Source organism: Vreelandella vilamensis (genome assembly GCF_031451755.1).
Classification (GTDB): domain Bacteria; phylum Pseudomonadota; class Gammaproteobacteria; order Pseudomonadales; family Halomonadaceae; genus Vreelandella; species Vreelandella vilamensis.
This window is the reverse complement of the sequence record NZ_JARWAN010000003.1, coordinates 37,448-56,042: the sequence shown is the minus strand read 5'-3', so window position 1 is coordinate 56,042 and position 18,595 is coordinate 37,448. Positions and strand designations below refer to the sequence as shown.

The following is an 18,595-nucleotide window of genomic DNA, read 5'->3' as shown; positions in this document are numbered from 1 at the left end:
TTGAGGCTTGACAGTTTTTCATCCGCTGATTATTATACGCGCCACCTCGACGAGGCAATGCAGCGTCCCATTCGTCTAGTGGTCCAGGACACCGCCCTTTCACGGCGGTAACAGGGGTTCGAACCCCCTATGGGACGCCACTTAAATCGTTAAGGTATCGGAGTGCGGGAATAGCTCAGTGGTAGAGCATCGCCTTGCCAAGGCGAGGGTCGGGAGTTCGAATCTCCTTTCCCGCTCCAACTTGTGTCCCATTCGTCTAGTGGTCCAGGACACCGCCCTTTCACGGCGGTAACAGGGGTTCGAACCCCCTATGGGACGCCAATCCGATCGCGAGACAACTGAATTAAGCGGGAATAGCTCAGCGGTAGAGCATCGCCTTGCCAAGGCGAGGGTCGGGAGTTCGAATCTCCTTTCCCGCTCCAGTTCAGTATTCAATACGTCCCATTCGTCTAGTGGCCTAGGACACCGCCCTTTCACGGCGGTAACAGGGGTTCGAACCCCCTATGGGACGCCAACTCGCTTCATTTCTTGCGCTGCGGGAATAGCTCAGCGGTAGAGCATCGCCTTGCCAAGGCGAGGGTCGGGAGTTCGAATCTCCTTTCCCGCTCCAAGCGCCCTCCCAAAATATTGTTTTCTGATTTTATTGCGTTTCTTATCTCGGTAGGCCAAGAGCCTAGCGGGTATTGTGTATTGGTGCGGCATGGCCTTGAAAACAGGCGAGCTGCCTTTATATCACTTCCTTATAAAAGTCTTTATTTTTCTTTTTCTGCTGACAGGACATGTTCATGGCCGAACCGGCATTGTCGATCCGTGGGCTGACCAAGGTCTACGGCAATGGTTTTCACGCGCTAAAAGGCATTGATTTAGACGTCCAGCAGGGCGATTTCTTTGCGTTGTTGGGCCCCAATGGCGCGGGAAAATCGACCACGTTAGGTGTTGTTTGCTCGCTGGTGCAAAAGAGCGCCGGCAAGGTCACGATTTTTGGCATCGATATTGATCAAGATTTTGCCAAGGCAAAGTACCAGCTGGGCGTGGTGCCGCAGGAGTTTAACTTCAACCAGTTCGAGAAAGTGATCGATATCGTGCTGGCGCAAGCAGGGTATTATGGCATGACACGCCGCGAAGCATTGCCCCGGGCGGAAAAGCTGCTATCCGATTTAGGCTTGTGGGATAAGCGTAACGGTATTGCGCGGATGCTCTCCGGCGGGATGAAGCGTCGTCTAATGATTGCGCGCGCGCTAATGCACCGCCCCAAGCTCTTGATTCTTGATGAGCCCACCGCTGGGGTCGATATCGAACTGCGCCGTAGCATGTGGGAGTACATGCGTCGCATTAATCGCGATGAAGGGACGACCATTATTCTCACCACGCACTACCTAGAAGAAGCCGAGAGCCTGTGTCGCAATATCGCGATCATTAACGATGGCGACATTATCCGCAACACCAACGTGCGTGACCTGCTTGCCGAGCTTGATACCGAAACCTTCTTGCTTGATCTTGCGCACCCATTAGAAAAGTCGCCGGCGATTGAAGGGTTCGAAGTCAGTTTGACCGAGCCATCGCAGCTTTCGTTGGTGATTCATCGCGGTCAGCAGATGAACGATGTTTTCGTGGCATTGAGCGAGCAAGGTATCAAGGTGGTCTCGATGCGTAACCGTGCCAATCGGCTGGAAGAGATGTTTGTGTCGATGGTCAATAGCGGCCAAAACGCCATTGATCAAACACAAAGCAAGGAGGCGCACGCATGAATGCTACGCAAACGCTGATTGCGCTATGGACGCTGGTGGTGAAAGAGGTCAAGCGCTTTACCCGCATCTGGCCGCAAACGCTTTTACCGCCGTCCATTACGATGGCCATGTACTTTATTATTTTTGGCAACTTAATTGGCTCGCGCATCGGGGCGATGGATGGGTTCAGTTACATGGACTTCATCGTCCCTGGGCTGATCATGATGGCGGTTATCACCAATAGTTATTCCAACGTCGCGTCGTCTTTCTTCTCTAACAAGTTTCAGCGCTCGATTGAAGAGATGATGGTCTCGCCGATGCCTAACTGGGTGATCCTCTCAGGCTTTGTGCTAGGGGGGATGGCGCGCGGATTATGGGTCGGACTAATCGTAACGGTGGTATCGTTGTTCTTTACCCGTTTGAGCATGGAGCACCCCCTATTGACCGTGTTGGTCGTTGTACTGACGTCGGCGCTGTTTTCCGTTGGTGGTTTCATCAACGCACTGTTGGCGAATAAGTTCGATGACATCTCGATTGTGCCGACGTTTATCCTGACGCCCCTGACTTACTTAGGCGGGGTTTTCTACTCGATCTCGATGCTGCCGGATTTTTGGCAGGGCGTATCAATGCTCAACCCCATTCTTTACATGGTCAATGTTTTTCGCTACGGCTTCTTGGGCGTATCGGATATCCCCGTCGGCTGGGCATTGATGGCCATATTGAGCTTCATTGTAGTGCTCTTTACCGTGGCGCTTAAAATGCTGGAGCGTGGAAAAGGGATTCGTTCATGACGCATCACCGCCCTGAAACCCTAAAGAACGCGCCCCTTGGGCGTGAATCGGCTTACCCGGAACATTACGATGCCGGGCTTTTGTATCCGATAGCACGTGCGACCAACCGTGCGCCGTTGGGTATTGACGATACCCGCTTGCCTTTTATCGGCGCCGATGAGTGGCATGCATTTGAAATGTCATGGCTTAACGCCCGCGGCAAGCCGGTGGTGGCCGTGGCGCGTTTCACGTTACCCGCTGAATCACCCCACTTGATTGAATCCAAATCCTGGAAGCTCTATCTCAATAGCTTTAACCAGACACGCTTCGCTAGCCAAGACGACGTCGTTCATACATTGACACGCGATCTTTCACGTGCGGCAGGGGAGAGCGTTAGCGTTGAGCTGCTTGGCGTTGACGATGCCGAACTCATGCCGCAACGCTTGCCTGGCAAATGCCTGGATGAGCTTGATATCAGTGTGGAAGATTATTCGCCTAGCGCGACATTGTTATCGGTTGGCGAAAGCGTCGTCGACGAGACCCTCTACTCGCACCTACTCAAATCCAACTGCCCGGTAACCGGTCAGCCAGACTGGGGCAGTGTACTGATTCGTTATAAAGGCCCCAAAATTGAACACGAAGGGCTTTTACGCTATGTGGTTAGCTACCGCCAGCATCAAGACTTTCACGAACATTGCGTTGAGCATATCTTTACGGACCTCATGCTCCACGCAAAACCCGATGCGTTGCTGGTGCTGGCGCGTTATGTGCGCCGCGGTGGGCTGGATATCAGCCCTTGGCGGGCAACGCCTGGCTTAGCACCGCCGCACCCGTTGCGTCTGGCAAGGCAGTAAGTCACTGCGCTACAGTAAGTCACTAACCTAACGGATTGGAGCCAATAATGGACGCACTCACGCTACTGCACCAACGCAGTTCCATGGGCAAATTGATGGCCCCAGCGCCATCGTACGAGCAGCTTGATGCGATCTATCAAGCGGCGTTGCGCGCCCCGGACCACAATGAACTGCGCCCCTGGCGCTTTATCGAATTTAGCGGGGAAGGGCGCGAGCGTTTGGGCGAGCTGTTTGCTGAAGCGGAGTTTCAAGAAGACCCGCACGCCTCGGATACGACGTTAAACGCGGCGCGTAAAAAACCACTCCGTGCGCCTATGATTATTGCTGTGGTGGCTAAAGTAACGCCCGAGGTACCCAAAGTGCCTAAAATCGAGCAGGTGATTTCAGCGGGTTGCGCGGCACACGGTATTCTACTTGCCGCTCATGCGCTGGGCTTTGGCGCGATGTGGCGCAGCGGGAAATATGCCTTCGACCCGGTGGTGCGCAAAGGGCTGCGTTTAAAAGACGATGACGAAGTGGTGGCGTTTATTTACCTTGGCACGCTTGGCGGGCGCCACAAGCCGGTGCCGGCGCATAACGTCGACGACTTTCTCGAACGCTGGGAATAATGCACAAGGGCTACAAGGCAGGGATTGGCATGACAACACCTCGGCAACCAGGGGTCCCCCATCCACGCTTACCGCTGCCAAAAGGGCCGGAAGATCTGACGGCTTTTCAGCAATGGCTAGGCGAAGCCATCCCGATGGTGAATACCCTCGGCATTAAGGGAATGGCGCAACAACATGACACGCTGATATGGGAGCTTGCGTTAACGCCAAGCCTGAATGACAAAGGCACCGGCTTTGGTGGCGCGCTAACCGCGCAAACCACCTTGCAGGGTTGGTGTTGGGTGACGCTCTGGCTGCGTGCGCAAGGCACCTCACGGGATGTGGTGGTCGCCGAGGCCAGTCAACGCTTTATTGCCCCGGTGACCGATGACTACCGCCTTGTTTGCGCTCCAAGCGAACCCGAAGGCCCGGCAAAACTCACTGCCAAATTAGATGAACGCGGCAAAGGGCGTATTGCACTCACCCAGCAACTATATTGCGGTGAAACCCTCTGCTTAGAAGCTAATGGCAGCTATGCGGTACTTCCCTAAATTGTGAATAAGCTTGCTATTTCGCCACTTAGGCAATAGTATATGCGCCGTTCTGTTGCCAAAGGCATTGCCTTTAAGCAGAGTGAAAAGACGGAGGGGTGTCCGAGTGGTCGAAGGAGCGCGCCTGGAAAGCGCGTAAGCCGAAAGGCTTCGAGGGTTCGAATCCCTCCCCCTCCGCCAAGAATATAAATTAAGCCGCTGATTTCAGCGGCTTTTTTTGTCTTTGATGTGTCTAGCCCATACTTTGGTTTTGGCTTCCACTGAAACGCATAGGATGCCTTTGGACGAATCCCCCTTCTGAAACCTCTTAATCTGTGGCTTTTGCAGCCATTAGAATCCGCTACCAGCAGACCATAGTCGCGTATTTGTTTATGTGAAATGACAGAGACCTGCGAGTCCGCTACTGTCATTAGTAAGCGTCATGAGAAAGAGTTAGATGTAGTGACAAGCAGTCTGTTCTTTCGCATTTCGGGGTATGTTGCTAGTCGACCCAAAGCAGTCAATTAGTTAAAGCTAAATTAATGTGGCATTATCAGGTGAAAAACTATCTCAGAACTCAAATTGACCGCTAAACCCATTCTCTAAATCCCCAAGTTCAAGACCCGTGATGCCTAACCCCCCCCGGGACGATTCAATCCGATCTTGTTCAGCATAGTTTGGACTTGCTCCGGTGCCTGAGTAGGTGTTTACGGTCACCGCCATTGTTGCGACACACTCCAGATAAGTTTGCAGCCTCTTTCAAGACGACAATGGCTCTAGATCGCCCGCGAATGATTGAAGCAGAAGCTTATGGGCCACTTGCCCAACCGCAAGTTGCTCACGCTGTAAGTGCGCCTCAATTGGGTTATCCCCGGCGGCCATCTATCGGTTGGAGGTGGTTGGGTCATTGAATTGCCGAGGCTTGCGGCCAACGTAATGGAACCGGCTGCTGCCCAGAAAGTGTCAGCTTCGCAAGGCGACAGCATTTTCATTAGCACCGATGATTTTAAAAAACGTTATGAGTGGTCCGCTTATAGGTACACAGAACCCCGGCGGCGTCCTAGGCGCGTCAGACTGCTTATCATTACCCAAGTAAGGCGTTCGTTATCTTGGCCTCTCCATCAAGTGGTATTGGTTATTCAGACCCCACCTATCCGATCAAGAGTATCTTTTTGGCAATGAGTTCGTCTTCTTTACTGTAGCGAATTTAATATTCCAATAACTTCCATGGTCAGTTTTTTGGCTATTATAAATGCGTGATGAAAGTCAATGCTTTTATCTGCAAGAAATCACTAATTTCGGAGATGAACATGAAAGAAGTCGACAAAACCACACTACCTATCGTGCAAATGGCAAAAGACAATGACGAGTTTCGTCAGGTGCTCTGGACGGGAGACAACACACAGTTGGTGTTAATGGCGATTCCGGAAGGCGGTGAAATCGGTGGCGAAGTTCACGAAGGCCACGATCAATTGCTTTATTTTGTTGAAGGGAGTGGCGAAGCCAAAATTGGCGACACCACCGTGGCTGTACAGTCAGGTGATGTCAGTATCGTGCCCTCTGGCGTCTTCCATAATTTCCGCAATACCGGAACCGCGATGCTCAAACTTTATACCACTTACTGCCCACCAGAGCATGCTCCTGGAACCGAGCATGAGACCAAAAAGCAGGCAGATGCTGACGAATAAAAGAGCGCGGGGCGGTGTGAGCCCCGCCTTTCCAAAGAAACATCAATTTTAAAATCATTAGCATATAAGGCTTTGTAAACGTGAATAACATCCAATTTGCCGATTATTTACGCCGTTTCGACTATCAGGAGCGGGTTGATATGAAGATTCAGATTCCCGAACTGCTGGAGCTTTATGCTGACAACAAGGCACAGATTGTCGATATTCGCTTTCCCGAGGAGTACGCCGCTTGGCGCATTGGTTTCGGCCAGCATATTCCATTAAATGAGTTGCCAGATCGCCTTGGTGAACTTGACCGCGATAAGACTATTGTCACGGTGTGTCCGCATTATGATCGTGCCGAGATAGCCCGGTTGTACCTCACACTGGAAGGTTTCAATGCGCGATACCTGACCAGCGGCATGCTGGGCATTGCGGATGCACTACGTGGAGACAAGGCGCGCGACTACATCATGCGTTTAAACGATCAGCAGTAATCAGTAAACACCGGCCATCTGGCCGGAATAGATTTCCGGGATCTTTATGACGGTATTCGACTACGGCATTTACTTCGTTGTGACGTTCATTGTCTCAACGGTATTTGCGTCAGGCGGCGTGGGTTCCGCAGTGGCACTGGTGCCCATATTTTCGATGATGGGATTACCGTTGAACCTGGCCAAAACCATTGGCCTGTTCATTAATTCGGCGTCTACGATTGCTGCCTCGACCATCAACGTTCGCAAGGGGTTGGTTGATTTCCGCTTTGCTTTGCCTTTGGTGGTTTCGGTGTTGGTGGCAACTCCCATTGGTGCATGGCTTAGCCAATACGTTTCTGAAGAGCTCGTCCAGTGGGTGTTAACGGCCTTTTTAATTGTCAGTTCGGGATTGCTGATTTTCTCCCGACGGGAAGCCAAGGCCGCCTACGACCGTGCCTGGGTAATGCTGGTGCTCGGCGGAGCGGTCGGGCTGGTATCCGGGCTGGTGGGTGTGGGTGGTGGCACACCTATTCTTGCCGTGTTGCTGCTGCTGGGCTTCGACACCAAAAAAGCCGCTTACGCCGTCAGCTTTGTCATCCCTTTTTCAACGCTGGGCGGGTTCTTCACCTATCTCAGCTTTGTTGAGATGAACTGGCCTTTATTAGCCATTGCTGCTGTAGCTTCTATTTTGGGGGGTTTCCTGGGGCAGCGGATTATGCAGCTGCACATGAATGCTGCTCAGGTCAAAAAGCTCATTGCCATCATTCTGTTGATCCTTTCCGGGAAAATGCTCTGGTCACTGCTGTGACAAAGCGTTTAGTCGGTTGCCATAAACCGATGCAGTGGAAGCCAGTCAGCCACTTGAGTTTTTGGTGTTCTACATCAGCATCTATGAACCAATGAAGTTTAAAAAATGAGTTGCGAGGTTAACTGTGTACAGAGCACATAAAGAGCATCATAAAAGTCAGAAGGTCGGTTGGCTGCGTGCAGCTGTAATGGGTGCCAATGATGGCGTTGTTTCTACTGCCGCATTGATTCTTGGTGTTGCAGCTTCCGGCTCTTCCGAGACTGCAATACTTTTAGCCGGCTCATCAGGATTAGTAGCAGGGGCTATGTCGATGGCGGCAGGAGAATATGTTTCTGTTAGCTCCCAGGCAGATACCCAAAAAGCAGATGTTGCGCAAGAAAAAGAAGCACTAAAAGAAAACCCTGAAGAAGAATTTGAAGAGCTCGCAGAGATTTACAAAAAGCGTGGTCTTGATGATCAACTTGCCAGAGAAGTGGCACAGCAGTTGATGGATAAAGATGCGCTCCGTACTCATATGCGTGATGAAATTGGCATTACAGAAGTGGCAGGTGCAAGCCCGCTATCAGCAGCTGGATCCTCTGCACTCGCGTTTGTAGTGGGGGCAGGCCTGCCTTTATTGAGCGTTTGGCTTTCGCCAGCTGAGTATACGCAGGTTGCCGTCGCGATTTTCTCTGTTGTTTTCTTAATGATTCTTGGTGGGCTGGCAGCCTACACAGGCGGTGCTAATATCTTAAAAGGTACGTTGCGCGTTACATTTTGGGGTTCTATGGCTATGATAGTTACCACTGGAATAGGAACGTTATTTTAAACAAAACTGGGTTTTTCGTAGCTAATTAAAGGAGTAGTAATATATGAAATTTAAAGCAATTTTTCTCGCCGCCAGCTTTGCGTTGGCTATGATTTCGGGCACTGCCGTGGCTGAAGAAACCGACATTACGGTTCGAGTAATGAGTAAAGATGCCAAATTCGTAGGCACCAGTATGGGGGGAGTTCGGGTAATTCTGCGCGACCAAGAAACGGGCGAGGTTCTGGCTACGGGTGTCACCACTGGTGGTACCGGCGACACTGCAAAAATCATGCATGAAAATGGTGGTCGCCGAGCTGCTATGGCTGACGAATCGGCTGCATCCTTCAAAACCACACTGGATCTCGACCGACCCCGATTAATCGAAGCAGACGTTTATGGACCGCTTGCCCAGCCACAAGCGGCACATGCTGCAAGTGCGACCCAATGGGTTATTCCCGGCGGCCACCTTTCGGTTGGAGATGGCTGGGTTATTGAATTGCCGGGCCTTGTGGTCAACGTATTGGAGCCGGCTGCTGCCCAGGGAGTATCAGCTTCGCAAGTCGATAGTGTTTCAGTACGTGCCAATGTGATGATGATGTGCGGTTGCCCAATCACTTCAGGCGGACTTTGGGACGCCAACGAGTTTGAAGTTGGCATGACCATCTCCAAAAACGGAAACAAAGTCGGCGAAGAGGCGCTGTCTTATACCGGTAACAGCAGCATGTTTAGCGGTGAAATGCCCGTCACAGAGCCCGGTGTATACGAAATAATCGTTCATGCTTATGATCCAAAGAACGGTAATACCGGTATCGACAAAACGACCGTTGTTATTGAATAAGAAGCAATGAGGCGGAGATGGCAGAGTATTGATATGACAACAACGATCCGCCTATGGGATTTACCTACGCGTTTGTTTCACTGGCTACTGGTCTTGGCCGTGGTAGGCTCCGTGGTCACCATGAAACTGGGTGGTAGCTGGATGGCCTGGCATGAACGATTTGGCCTTTTGGTGGTTGGCCTGTTGAGTTTCCGGGTTGTCTGGGGCGTTGTTGGGTCTACTTATGCCCGCTTTGGCACGTTTGTCCGTGGCCCGAGCGCGCTCATGGCGTATTTGCGTGGCCAATGGCGAGGCGTTGGCCACAACCCTCTTGGCGCTTTGTCGGTTCTCGCGTTAATCGGCTTGTTCGGTTTTCAGGCGGTAACCGGTTTGTTTGCCAACAACGACATTGCGTTTGATGGCCCCCTGGTTCCGCTGGTGTCGTCTGACTGGAGTGACACTCTGAGTGGTTGGCATCGGCAAACGGAATGGTACCTGTATGCGCTGGCAGCGCTGCACGTACTTGCCGTTTTGTTCTATACGCACATCAAAAAAGACAATTTGTTACGACCTATGGTCACTGGCTATAAGCTGGTGAAAAACAAACAGGCAGTCGACGCCAAAGGGGGCGGCTGGCTGGCATTTGTGGTTGCCGTAGCCGTTGCAGTGGGCGTTGTCTGGTTAGCGAATGGCGGCCTGGTGCCGCCACCGCCTCCAACACGTGATTTAGGTTGGTAAATATCACTGAACCTATCAGTCAGCCCGATAGTTGTCGTGACATGATTTGCAGGTGTCAACGACCTTGTTGAACTGCTGTGCCACGGCGTCTCTGTCGCCATCGGCTACGACTTTTTTCAGTTCGTTTGATTCCTGCGCAAAGCTCAGTGCAATGTTTTTAACGTTATCTAATTCGTTAAAAAAGTTTGGCTTCAGGCGAGTGTTTTCTGCCCGATCGTTCGCGCTGTCTCTGCTGAACAACGTACCCATGCCTGAATTAGCAACAGCTGCGATGGCGTTAGCGGCAGCAATAATATCCTGCTCGCTGTACTCCTCGGAACCTTCGATGGCCCAGGCTTTGATCTTTTTCCCGTTCCAGGCAGCGAACTGATAAGCCGACTGACGGGTTTCAATCTGATCGTCAACACTCATTTCGGCCACTGCCGGCACGGACACTACGGATATTATTAACGCAGCGAAAAAAGCAGTTTTTTTCATGTCAAATCCTCTATCCAGTTACAGGTTTTCATTGCATTTACGATGTTACAATATTTTAAAATACCATAAGGATATAATCTGTAAAATAATGTCTCGTTTTAAAGGATTAGATCCGTAGGCTTTATGAAACGTCGCTTCTCATCTCAACCCCTAGATCAGGCATCGACAACCATGTCCGATACCCCGAATAAACGATGGAAAATTTGGCTCAGTGCAGCCATCGTGCTGATCAGCCTTATAGCACTGGCCGTGTGGGCTGTACTGAGCCGGAAGGCAGAACTGGCGACAGCGCCTGGCTTTACCGCCAGTCCGGTGGCCGTTCACACGGTGGCTGCTGAAACCGGCACCCTGAGTTTGGGCCTGGATTATCTGGCCGAAGCAGAGGCCACCCATACTGCCGAGATTTCCACGAAGGTTATCGAAACCGTGCAGGAAGTGGCGGTGGATGAAGGTGATCGCGTGGCTGCCGGCGGCCTATTGGTCAGGCTGGACACCTCGGAAATCGACGCTCGGTTAAACGGCGTAGCAGCAGACATTCGCAAGGCCAGCGCTGAACGCGAAGCAGAGCAGGCCAACCAGGAAGCGTTGACGTATTCTGTCGATCACTGGACCCGGGAAGTGTCACGGTTGCGCCAGTTGCGCAACCAACGTGCGGTTTCTCAGGCAGATCTGGATGCTGCAAGAAATCAGCTAAACCAGATTGAAGGCCAACTTGAAGTGTCACGTCAGCAGTTAAAGGCACTGAGAGCCGGATTGGACGCCCTTCGTGCTCGCCAGGAGCAGCTCAAAAGTCAGCGTGCCAATTACGTTCTGAACGCGCCCTTTGCCGGCACCGTGACCGCGCGAACAATCGACCCCGGCGATGAATCGGCTCCGGGCAAGATGCTGATTCGTTTGGAAAGCCTGCAGACCATGCGGCTGGTATTCGGTGTGCCTGAAGAAGACCGGCCTTCGGTAGAAGCCGGGCGAACTGTTGATTTTTTCCTGAGTGGCACATCGCATCAAGCCACTGTTAATCGCATCAACCCTGCGTTGGACGCTGCCGGCTTGGCGCGGGCTGAAGTGGACCTGGCCGAGGGCATGGCCTTGCCGCCAGGCGCCGAGATTCCGGTGACCGTAGCCCTCCCATCGCTGAAGGCGGTTCTGATTCCCGCCGGGGCTCTGGCAGGAGGTGGCGAAGAACCGACAGTCTACGTCGTCATCGATGGTAAAGCCCAGGCGCGTAGCGTCAGTGTTCGGAGACGGGATAACAAGGGTCAGGTTGCGGTATCGGGTGTCCAGTCCGGTGAACAGGTCATTGTTTCTCCTTACCTTGGTTGGACCCGTTTGTCTGATGGCGTGTCGGTGACGGAGATTGGCCAATGACGCTCATCGACTGGTCATTGAAACAACCCAAGGCCCTGGCGGCCGTTGTTGTCTTGGTCGCCGTTTGGGGTATTCTTGCTTACGTCCGGACGCCGGTTGACTTGTTTCCGGATTCGGCACCTCCGCAGGTGGCCGTGGTAACCACCCAGCCGGGTGCAAGCGCCACCAATATGGCCTCCGATGTGACCGAGATTCTGGAAAAAGAGCTGAACACCCTGGATGGCGTGGTCAGCATTACCAGTACGACCCGCGATGGTGTTTCGTCCGTGCGGGTTGAATTCGGTTATCACAAGACGCTTGCCCAGGCGACCGCTGCCGTCAGTAACTCTCTTGACAGGGTCATCGGCGACCTCCCCAGCAACGTGAAGCAACCTCGCATCTTTCCGGTAAGCGAGGCGACCAGTCCTGTCATGACGCTGGCCTTGCGTCCAAAAGCAGACAGCCCGAAAGATCTGGCCGATGTGAGGTTGCTGGCAATGAACCCCATTCAGGATCGTCTTCTGGCACTGGACGGTGTCGGCGATGTGGAAGTTTTCGGTGCTCACAATCCTGAAGTGCGTGTGGCGATCGATCGCGAAGCCCTCGCAGCGCAGGAGATGGGCATCGGACAGGTACTGGCGGCCATTCAGAGAGCCAACGTCACGATACCGGCCGGTCGGGTTCAATACGGGCAGGATGAGTACTTGGTGACGGTGGCGGGAGAAGTCAACAATCCTGCCGAACTGGCGCAGCTTCCCCTGCGCCAGAGTGCCCAAGGGACAGTGCGCCTGGACGACGTCGCCGAGGTCTTTCTGGGAACATCCGAGGCGCGCAGTGCCTACCATGGCAACAGCAAGCCGGCGATTGCGCTGAACATCTTGCGCCCCCTGGAAGGAACCACGCTGGTCGCCATCGATGCAGTAAAGGCGGAACTGCCAAGCCTCCGCAGAGATTATGGCGACATTGAGTTCGAGATTACCGCCAGTCAGGAGCACCTGATTGAGGTCAATGCTAGTGGTCTGCGCAGCAGCGTGTTGCAGGCGGTCATCCTCACCATTGCCGTAATTTTTGTATTCCTGGCTGATTTCCGGGCCGCAGCGGTCGCTTCGGTCAGCATCCCCTTAGCGTTTCTTGGCTCACTGGCGGTGCTTGGCTTTACCCCTTACTCGCTGAACATGGTCACCATGTCCGGGCTGATCATTGCAGTGGGGCTGGTGATCGATTCGGCGGTGGTGGTGCTGGAAAACATTATCCGCCGCCATCGTTCCGGCCTGGACGACAACGTCCGGGAAGCTGCGCGGGCCGGTGCCAAACAGGTCTCGACGGCGGTAACCGCCGGCATCCTGACCACGGTAGTGGTGGTGCTGCCGGTGATGTTTGCCGGCGGTTATCTGCAGCAGATCATGCGGCCGCTAAACCTGATGATCAGCGTGACGCTGGTCGGCTCACTGCTCGCTGCTTTGACGGTGATTCCGGTGCTGGCCGCCCGGCTTCTGGACAGGCCTCAAGACCAGAGAAACCGTCTGGAACACGCACTGGAGCATGTGGGAACCGCAACCGACCGCTTGGGTGATGCCGTCGGTACTCTAGTTCAGGCAGCGCTTCGCCAGCGCTGGGTCACCGTGGTAATCGCTCTGGCATTCCTGGTTGCCACGGTGCGTATCGTGCCACCGCTGATTGGCAACGAGTTAATGCCGCCGATGGATACCGGTATCGCCAGCATCAATTTCGAAACCCCAGCGCAATTCGATTTAAATCGCGTTGAGAGTGTTCTAAGTGAAATCGAAAAAGAAGTTGAAAGCACCACTGGTGTGCAGAGAATATCCTCCGTGGTCGGCTCTGAACCGGGACGTATCAGTTTCGGCTCGGGCGGAGCCACGGCGCAGACTGTCGCTATGACGGTATACCTGGTCGACCGGACGCAGCGTGAAAAAGACATTTGGCAGATCATGGATGGATGGCGATCCACGCTGGATCAATTACCCGGTATCAAGAGCTACACGGTTTCAGAGTTTGGCGCTACGCCTATTTCAACCACCAAGGCACCACTGGATATTATTATCAGCGGCTCGGATGCCGCCGTACTGGACGCCCTGGGCGAGCAGGTTCTGGCCAAACTGGAGGGGATGCCAGGGGTGCTGGACATGCGGCGCAGCTGGCTGATCGATAAGCCGGAGCAAACCGTAACCGTTGATCGCATCTCGGCCCAGCGCCTGGGATTATCCACCGGGCAAGTCGGGCAGGAGTTGGCTGCGGCCGTGAACGGTCTGCCGGCTGGCAGTTTACGTATGGAAGGTTTTCTCGACCTACCCATTCGTGTCGCTTATGCCAATAGCGATGTGGACCGTCCCGACGGTATCGGGGGTGTCTATCTGCCGTCCAGCGAGGGGCCTGTTCCGCTGCGGTCTGTATCCGATACCTCAATGCAATGGAGCCGCCCGAGCATTACCCGCGAGGATCTTAAGGAAACACTGGACATTACGGCTGTTAATCGCAGTTACTCAGTAGCCGATGTTGCGGCGATGGCGAGCGACAGGCTGGCTGAGATAAACACTCCGGCGGGTTACGCCATCAAGGTGGGTGGAACCATCACCAACCTCAACGATAATCAGCAGCGCATGGTCTCCGCGTTATTGCCCGGTGCCGCCATGTTGGCGTTGCTGGTTTTTGCCCTGTTCGGCAGCGTGCGTCAGACATTGGCGATCCTGACGGCAGTCCCGTTAGCCGTAGCCGGTGCTTTATGGGGGTTGCTGGTCTTCAACAAACCCATGAGCATGCCGGCGATCATGGGGCTCATTCTGCTTAGCGGTACCGTGGTAAACAACAGCATCCTCTTGCTGGATTTCGTTCGACAAATCCGGGCCGAGGGTCGAAGCCGTGATGAGGCTATCGTTGAAGCGGTGCGCCTGCGACTGCGACCGGTATTGATGACAACCGTCTCAACTGTGCTTGGGTTGTCTCCGCTGGTGTTTGAAATGGCCGTGGGTCTGGAGCGCATGAGCCCGCTGGGCATCGCCGCTGCGACCGGTTTGTTGATCGGCACCATGCTGACACTGGTGGTGATGCCAGTGCTGTTCAGTCTGCTGGATGATGTCGCTCATGCCCTGCGAAGTCTGGGCAAGAAGGCGCTCCAAGGTTGACTGTGCTGATGCTGGGGCTAGCTTTAGTGTTTAATTTTACTGCTTTTAGTACTAATTCTGATGAATAGAAATAGAGGGCTCAGCATGCTTGAACGGCTGCAACAACGACTGGGGCTGCAGACGATACCCGGTATATTCTTCACCTCGGCCGCCGTGGCCATTGTGTTTGTCGCGCTGGCAGTACCGTTCGACGAGCAGGTTGCTGGCAGTTTCGGTGTGCTGACCGGCTGGGTCGCCCGCAACCTTGGCTGGTTCTATATTCTCGCGGTGTCTTCGCTGCTGATTTTTCTGTTGGGCCTGGCGGTCAGTCGTTATGGCAGCATTCGCCTGGGTGGCGATGACAGCCGGCCGGATTACACTAACCTCACCTGGTTTACCATGCTCTTTGCCGCTGGTATCGGCACTATTCTCATGTTCTGGGGGGTGGCCGAGCCGGTATCGCATTTTGCCAGCCCGCCCTTTGATGGCGTGGATTCCCGAAGCGAGCAGGCGGCTACCGATGCCATGACTATCAGCCTGTACCATTTTGGCCTGCACACCTGGACAATTTTTGCCATGCCGGGCCTGGCGATTGCTTATTTCGCCTACCGTCATAACCTGCCCATGCGCATCAGTAGCCTGTTTTATCCGGTGCTGGGTGACCGCGCTTTTGGTCCTCTGGGTTGGGCGATCGATGTTATTGCCGTTCTGGGCACCTTGTTCGGCGTTGCTACGTCGCTGGGGCTGGGCACCCTGCAGCTTAACAGCGGTTTGAACTATCTGTTCGGCATACCCACGAATGGCTTTGTGCAGGTGGTGCTGATTACGATGATTGCCAGTATTGCCGCCGTCTCGGTGGCGCTGGGGCTGGACAAAGGCGTGCGGCGGCTGTCTCAGCTGAACATTATTCTGGCCATGATACTGATTCTGTTTGTCGCCGTGGTCGGTCCCACTATTTTTATTGCTGAAGGTATGGTGCAAAGCGTCGGCGACTATTTTGACGCCTTGCCCTGGCTGGCATTCTGGACTGAAACCTTCAAAGAAACCGATTGGCAGCGCCAGTGGACCTTGTTCTACTGGGCCTGGACCATTTCCTGGGCACCCTACGTGGGCATTTTTATTGCCCGCATTTCCCGGGGCCGTACCATTCGTGAATTTGTCGCCGGTGTTCTGTTTGCGCCTACCGCTTTTACGCTGGTGTGGTTCGGGGTATTCGGCCTTTCCGCCATTTCCGTGGAATCCAGTGGCCAGGTGGCACTGGCCGAGCAGGTTCAGGAAGACCCGTCGGTCGCCATCTTTGCCTTCCTCGAAGCCTTTCCGCTGGCGGAAGTCGCTTCGGCCCTGAGTGTGGTGATTATCGTGATTTTCTTCACCACCTCGTCGGATTCCGCCTCTCTGGTGATTGACACGCTTACGCGCCGGGAGGAGCAACCGTCACGAGTGCGCCAACGCATTTTCTGGGCCGCGGCCCAGGGGGTCGTGGCGGCCACGCTGCTTTTGGCCGGCGGGCTGGAAGCGTTGCAGAATGTGATCACCTCGTTGGGCCTGCCATTCTGTCTGCTACTGTTGTTTATGGCGGTATCTCTGTTCCGAGCACTGCGGGCCGACTACCGTGGCTATGATGTGACAGACCTGGTGAAAGGGCGAGCCTTCCCGGAAGTGGAAGCCACCGAGAGCGAACCGAAACAGGAGAACAACGATGTATCAAAAACTGCTGATCGCTATTGATCCGGATGATGGCCACGAAGGCAAGCGAGCACTGGAAGCTGGGCTAAGCCTCCTGGATGACAACGGTGAACTGCACGTGGCCAGCGTGTATAGCCCCGGCGGTGGTGGATTCTTTCCGCATGTGACTGAAGAAGCGCCGGAAGAGAAAGAAGCCGAGGCACGTAAAAAACTGGATCTTTTGGTGCGCAAGTATTTACCCATGAACCGGGAAGCCACCATTCATGTGGTGGCCGGCAGCATTGGCGAAAAGCTGGTGGGCTTGTCGGGCCAACTGTGTGTGGACCTGATGGTGCTGGTGTCCCGGGGCAGTAACAGCCGGTGGAAGCTGCGTAAAGCGACGGTGGAGTACGTCTCGGTAAATGCGCCGTGCCGAGTGCTGGTGCTACCAGTGCTGGAAAAAGCCGAAGGTGAAGCTACCGACGACACTGAGGATAATGCTGGCGATTAATACAACAAGGATAGCTGGTCAGAATTCGCGGTAGCGAGTTTACTGGGCTTGGTATATCAGGGACGATCCGAGCTTTTCATGCGTCGCTTTAACCGTGATGTCATAACTTTTGCGCCAACATAAGAGTAGTGGCGTTGTAATCTATGCCTCGGCCTATTGGGTCAGGCATAACCTTCCCCTGTATCCTTTCTTCGCCTCGTTCGTCTTCATTGGTACCGATGACTTTAAAAGAGGTGCAGAAAAAACCATGACCGATAATATTGATCGATATGGACGAGTAAGCAGAGCTATCCACTGGTTTATGGCGCTACTTATACTTTGGCAATTCCTCAGTTCAGGGGTACATTTTTTTCTGGGAGATACCGTTATCGATGAGTTCTTCTGGGCCACCCATAAGCCGCTTGGACTCCTCCTTTTTGTGCTGATTTTTATCCGCATCGCATGGACGGTGGCAACCCTCTCTCAGCGCCCAAAATCAATCAACATCGCTGCAGAGGCAGGTCATATCGGTCTTTATGGATTCCTGGTTATCGTTCCTGGGTTGGCACTGGTCCGGCAATATGGCTCAGGCAAGCCATTCGAACCCTTCGGCATTCCGCTGTTTTCAGGGTTTGAGGGAGAAAAAATCGGTTGGATGGTCACTCCAGGAAACTTACTTCATAGCTGGCTCGGATGGTTGTTGCTTGCAATGATTCTCGGGCACATCTTTATGGTGTTTTGGCATAGAAAGAGTGCCACCCATACCGATATTCTGCCACGCATGTGGCGGTAGGCTGAGCAGTAAAACCGACATGAGATCTATACAGGCAAAGAGAGGAAGGTATCACCAATGAAGGTCTTGCTATTGCTGGCTCTGATTACTCTGTCAGAAGCCACCATCGGCGTTTTCGTCAAACTGACCGACGACCGGATTCCGGTCCAGACACTGACGTTTTATGCCTTTGTCTTTGCAACTGTCTTTCTCATGCTGATCATGCCGTTGGCGAATAAAAAGCGGCTTGAGCTACCCCGCGGTAACTGGAAAGACACGTTTCTGATTGGTGCCCTGATCGCCGCTCAAAGCGGTTTTTTCAACTACGCCATGACCCTGGTGCCCATTGCCAATGCGGTTATTTTCTGGAGCGTCGCGCCATTTTTTACGTTTATCCTGTCCTGGCTATTTCTGGGCGAGAAGGCGAAAAAGAGCTACCTCCTCATTTTTATTATCGCCTTGACCGGCATTGTAATTGCCAAGCCACTGCAGGAAGGCTATCTGCTCGGCAATATGGTGGCATTGGGCGTCGGGGCGATCTATGCGGCCATGGTTACCTATATGCGCCATGAGGGTAAAACTGAAACCGATAATGATATCGCCTGGTCGTTGCTGTTTGCGGCGTTGATCATGTCTCCCTCCGTGGTATTTATCGGCACCGGGGATGTCACCGGCATGATTCGCTATGACAGCCTCGGGCTCTCTTTGCCGGTGCTACTCTGGGCCGCAGGGTTGGGCCTGGTATCCATGGGGTTCGCCTATTTCGGTATTTCCATCGTGTTGAAATCCATTAACGCTAACCTTTATTCGTTGATCGACATTATCGTTTCACCCGCAGCGGCGACTCTGTTGGGTTTTCTGATATTCAATGAAGTGCCGGCAGCAAGCATGCTCTACGGCGGCGTGTTATTGCTTGGGGCCGGCGCCTGGCTTACGCGTGAAATGTCCCGGAACCATCGTGAATGAT

The 18,595-nt window shown here is 53.5% G+C and carries 18 protein-coding genes and 7 tRNA genes; 24 read left to right on the top strand and 1 reads right to left on the bottom strand.

The window, feature by feature from the left end; all coding sequences use genetic code 11:
- Nucleotides 1-64: 64 nt before the first annotated feature.
- The 18 genes from QC823_RS02580 (at nucleotide 65) to QC823_RS02495 (ending at nucleotide 9,761) form a co-directional block, all read left to right on the top strand.
- Nucleotides 65-140, top strand: a tRNA-Glu gene (locus QC823_RS02580).
- Between the two features lie 24 nt (nucleotides 141-164).
- A tRNA-Gly gene (locus QC823_RS02575) sits at nucleotides 165-239 on the top strand.
- Nucleotides 240-245: 6 nt separating this feature from the next.
- A tRNA-Glu gene (locus tag QC823_RS02570) sits at nucleotides 246-321 on the top strand.
- 26 nt (nucleotides 322-347) lie between these two features.
- A tRNA-Gly gene (locus QC823_RS02565) sits at nucleotides 348-422 on the top strand.
- A gap of 16 nt (nucleotides 423-438) precedes the next feature.
- A tRNA-Glu gene (locus tag QC823_RS02560) sits at nucleotides 439-514 on the top strand.
- Nucleotides 515-535: 21 nt separating this feature from the next.
- Nucleotides 536-610: transfer RNA gene (locus tag QC823_RS02555), tRNA-Gly, on the top strand.
- Between the two features lie 175 nt (nucleotides 611-785).
- Nucleotides 786-1,748, top strand: coding sequence for an ABC transporter ATP-binding protein (locus tag QC823_RS02550; RefSeq protein WP_309654798.1), 963 nt, complete (start codon nucleotides 786-788; stop codon nucleotides 1,746-1,748).
- The gene (locus QC823_RS02545) at nucleotides 1,745-2,518 is read left to right on the top strand and encodes an ABC transporter permease (RefSeq protein ID WP_309654797.1); all 774 of its coding nucleotides are present in this window, start codon (nucleotides 1,745-1,747) and stop codon (nucleotides 2,516-2,518) included. Before QC823_RS02550 ends, QC823_RS02545 begins: the two co-directional genes overlap by 4 nt.
- A complete protein-coding gene (queF, locus tag QC823_RS02540) occupies nucleotides 2,515-3,351 on the top strand; it encodes an NADPH-dependent 7-cyano-7-deazaguanine reductase QueF (RefSeq protein WP_309654796.1) in 837 nt (278 codons plus the stop codon). Before QC823_RS02545 ends, queF begins: the two co-directional genes overlap by 4 nt.
- 47 nt (nucleotides 3,352-3,398) lie before the next feature.
- Nucleotides 3,399-3,959 carry a nitroreductase family protein gene (locus QC823_RS02535; protein WP_309654795.1) on the top strand — a complete coding sequence of 187 codons (561 nt, stop codon included), beginning with the start codon at nucleotides 3,399-3,401 and terminating at the stop codon, nucleotides 3,957-3,959.
- A gap of 29 nt (nucleotides 3,960-3,988) precedes the next feature.
- Nucleotides 3,989-4,489, top strand: coding sequence for a YiiD C-terminal domain-containing protein (locus QC823_RS02530; RefSeq protein WP_309654794.1), 501 nt, complete (start codon nucleotides 3,989-3,991; stop codon nucleotides 4,487-4,489).
- Nucleotides 4,490-4,581: 92 nt separating this feature from the next.
- Nucleotides 4,582-4,669 (top strand) — tRNA-Ser (locus QC823_RS02525).
- A gap of 1,109 nt (nucleotides 4,670-5,778) precedes the next feature.
- Nucleotides 5,779-6,156 (top strand): cupin domain-containing protein, encoded by a 378-nt coding sequence (locus QC823_RS02520; RefSeq protein WP_309654793.1) that lies wholly within the window; start codon nucleotides 5,779-5,781, stop codon nucleotides 6,154-6,156.
- Nucleotides 6,157-6,236: 80 nt separating this feature from the next.
- The gene (locus tag QC823_RS02515) at nucleotides 6,237-6,632 is read left to right on the top strand and encodes a rhodanese-like domain-containing protein (RefSeq protein WP_309654792.1); all 396 of its coding nucleotides are present in this window, start codon (nucleotides 6,237-6,239) and stop codon (nucleotides 6,630-6,632) included.
- 46 nt (nucleotides 6,633-6,678) lie between these two features.
- Complete coding sequence (locus QC823_RS02510; protein ID WP_309654791.1) at nucleotides 6,679-7,419, top strand: sulfite exporter TauE/SafE family protein; 741 nt, start codon at nucleotides 6,679-6,681, stop codon at nucleotides 7,417-7,419.
- A gap of 124 nt (nucleotides 7,420-7,543) precedes the next feature.
- Nucleotides 7,544-8,227, top strand: coding sequence for a VIT1/CCC1 transporter family protein (locus QC823_RS02505; RefSeq protein WP_309654790.1), 684 nt, complete (start codon nucleotides 7,544-7,546; stop codon nucleotides 8,225-8,227).
- A 43-nt stretch (nucleotides 8,228-8,270) separates the two neighbouring features.
- A complete protein-coding gene (locus QC823_RS02500) occupies nucleotides 8,271-9,044 on the top strand; it encodes a hypothetical protein (RefSeq protein WP_309654789.1) in 774 nt (257 codons plus the stop codon).
- Nucleotides 9,045-9,077: 33 nt separating this feature from the next.
- Nucleotides 9,078-9,761: a cytochrome b/b6 domain-containing protein gene (locus tag QC823_RS02495; protein ID WP_309654788.1), complete on the top strand. Its 684-nt coding sequence runs from the start codon at nucleotides 9,078-9,080 to the stop codon at nucleotides 9,759-9,761.
- 15 nt (nucleotides 9,762-9,776) lie between these two features.
- On the opposite strand, the gene QC823_RS02490 is transcribed toward QC823_RS02495, so the two are convergent.
- Complete coding sequence (locus tag QC823_RS02490; protein WP_309654787.1) at nucleotides 9,777-10,238, bottom strand: c-type cytochrome; 462 nt, start codon at nucleotides 10,236-10,238, stop codon at nucleotides 9,777-9,779.
- A 171-nt stretch (nucleotides 10,239-10,409) separates the two neighbouring features.
- On the opposite strand from QC823_RS02490, the gene QC823_RS02485 reads away from it, so the two are divergent.
- The 6 genes from QC823_RS02485 to QC823_RS02460 all read left to right on the top strand — a co-directional run bounded on the left by QC823_RS02485 (nucleotide 10,410) and on the right by QC823_RS02460 (nucleotide 18,594).
- Nucleotides 10,410-11,603, top strand: coding sequence for an efflux RND transporter periplasmic adaptor subunit (locus QC823_RS02485; protein ID WP_309654786.1), 1,194 nt, complete (start codon nucleotides 10,410-10,412; stop codon nucleotides 11,601-11,603).
- Nucleotides 11,600-14,722: an efflux RND transporter permease subunit gene (locus QC823_RS02480; RefSeq protein ID WP_309654785.1), complete on the top strand. Its 3,123-nt coding sequence runs from the start codon at nucleotides 11,600-11,602 to the stop codon at nucleotides 14,720-14,722. Before QC823_RS02485 ends, QC823_RS02480 begins: the two co-directional genes overlap by 4 nt.
- Before the next feature lie 84 nt (nucleotides 14,723-14,806).
- Nucleotides 14,807-16,429: a BCCT family transporter gene (locus QC823_RS02475; protein WP_309654784.1), complete on the top strand. Its 1,623-nt coding sequence runs from the start codon at nucleotides 14,807-14,809 to the stop codon at nucleotides 16,427-16,429.
- Nucleotides 16,401-16,877, top strand: coding sequence for a universal stress protein (locus QC823_RS02470; protein WP_309654783.1), 477 nt, complete (start codon nucleotides 16,401-16,403; stop codon nucleotides 16,875-16,877). The genes QC823_RS02475 and QC823_RS02470 overlap by 29 nt, the downstream gene beginning before the upstream one ends.
- Before the next feature lie 247 nt (nucleotides 16,878-17,124).
- Entirely contained in the window at nucleotides 17,125-17,649 is a 525-nt protein-coding gene (locus tag QC823_RS02465) for a cytochrome b (protein WP_309654782.1), read from the top strand.
- A gap of 57 nt (nucleotides 17,650-17,706) precedes the next feature.
- Nucleotides 17,707-18,594, top strand: a complete 888-nt coding sequence (locus QC823_RS02460) for a DMT family transporter (protein WP_309654781.1) — start codon at nucleotides 17,707-17,709, stop codon at nucleotides 18,592-18,594.
- Nucleotide 18,595 lies beyond the last annotated feature (1 nt).

Coding starts and splice junctions, on each gene's coding strand:
- QC823_RS02550 (WP_309654798.1), top strand. CDS start 786: ATGGCCGAACCGGCATTGTCGATCCGTGGGCTGACCAAGGTCTACGGC.
- QC823_RS02545 (WP_309654797.1), top strand. CDS start 1,745: ATGAATGCTACGCAAACGCTGATTGCGCTATGGACGCTGGTGGTGAAA.
- queF (WP_309654796.1), top strand. CDS start 2,515: ATGACGCATCACCGCCCTGAAACCCTAAAGAACGCGCCCCTTGGGCGT.
- QC823_RS02535 (WP_309654795.1), top strand. CDS start 3,399: ATGGACGCACTCACGCTACTGCACCAACGCAGTTCCATGGGCAAATTG.
- QC823_RS02530 (WP_309654794.1), top strand. CDS start 3,989: ATGACAACACCTCGGCAACCAGGGGTCCCCCATCCACGCTTACCGCTG.
- QC823_RS02520 (WP_309654793.1), top strand. CDS start 5,779: ATGAAAGAAGTCGACAAAACCACACTACCTATCGTGCAAATGGCAAAA.
- QC823_RS02510 (WP_309654791.1), top strand. CDS start 6,679: ATGACGGTATTCGACTACGGCATTTACTTCGTTGTGACGTTCATTGTC.
- QC823_RS02500 (WP_309654789.1), top strand. CDS start 8,271: ATGAAATTTAAAGCAATTTTTCTCGCCGCCAGCTTTGCGTTGGCTATG.
- QC823_RS02495 (WP_309654788.1), top strand. CDS start 9,078: ATGACAACAACGATCCGCCTATGGGATTTACCTACGCGTTTGTTTCAC.
- QC823_RS02490 (WP_309654787.1), bottom strand. CDS start 10,238: ATGAAAAAAACTGCTTTTTTCGCTGCGTTAATAATATCCGTAGTGTCC.
- QC823_RS02485 (WP_309654786.1), top strand. CDS start 10,410: ATGTCCGATACCCCGAATAAACGATGGAAAATTTGGCTCAGTGCAGCC.
- QC823_RS02480 (WP_309654785.1), top strand. CDS start 11,600: ATGACGCTCATCGACTGGTCATTGAAACAACCCAAGGCCCTGGCGGCC.
- QC823_RS02475 (WP_309654784.1), top strand. CDS start 14,807: ATGCTTGAACGGCTGCAACAACGACTGGGGCTGCAGACGATACCCGGT.
- QC823_RS02470 (WP_309654783.1), top strand. CDS start 16,401: ATGTATCAAAAACTGCTGATCGCTATTGATCCGGATGATGGCCACGAA.
- QC823_RS02465 (WP_309654782.1), top strand. CDS start 17,125: ATGACCGATAATATTGATCGATATGGACGAGTAAGCAGAGCTATCCAC.
- QC823_RS02460 (WP_309654781.1), top strand. CDS start 17,707: ATGAAGGTCTTGCTATTGCTGGCTCTGATTACTCTGTCAGAAGCCACC.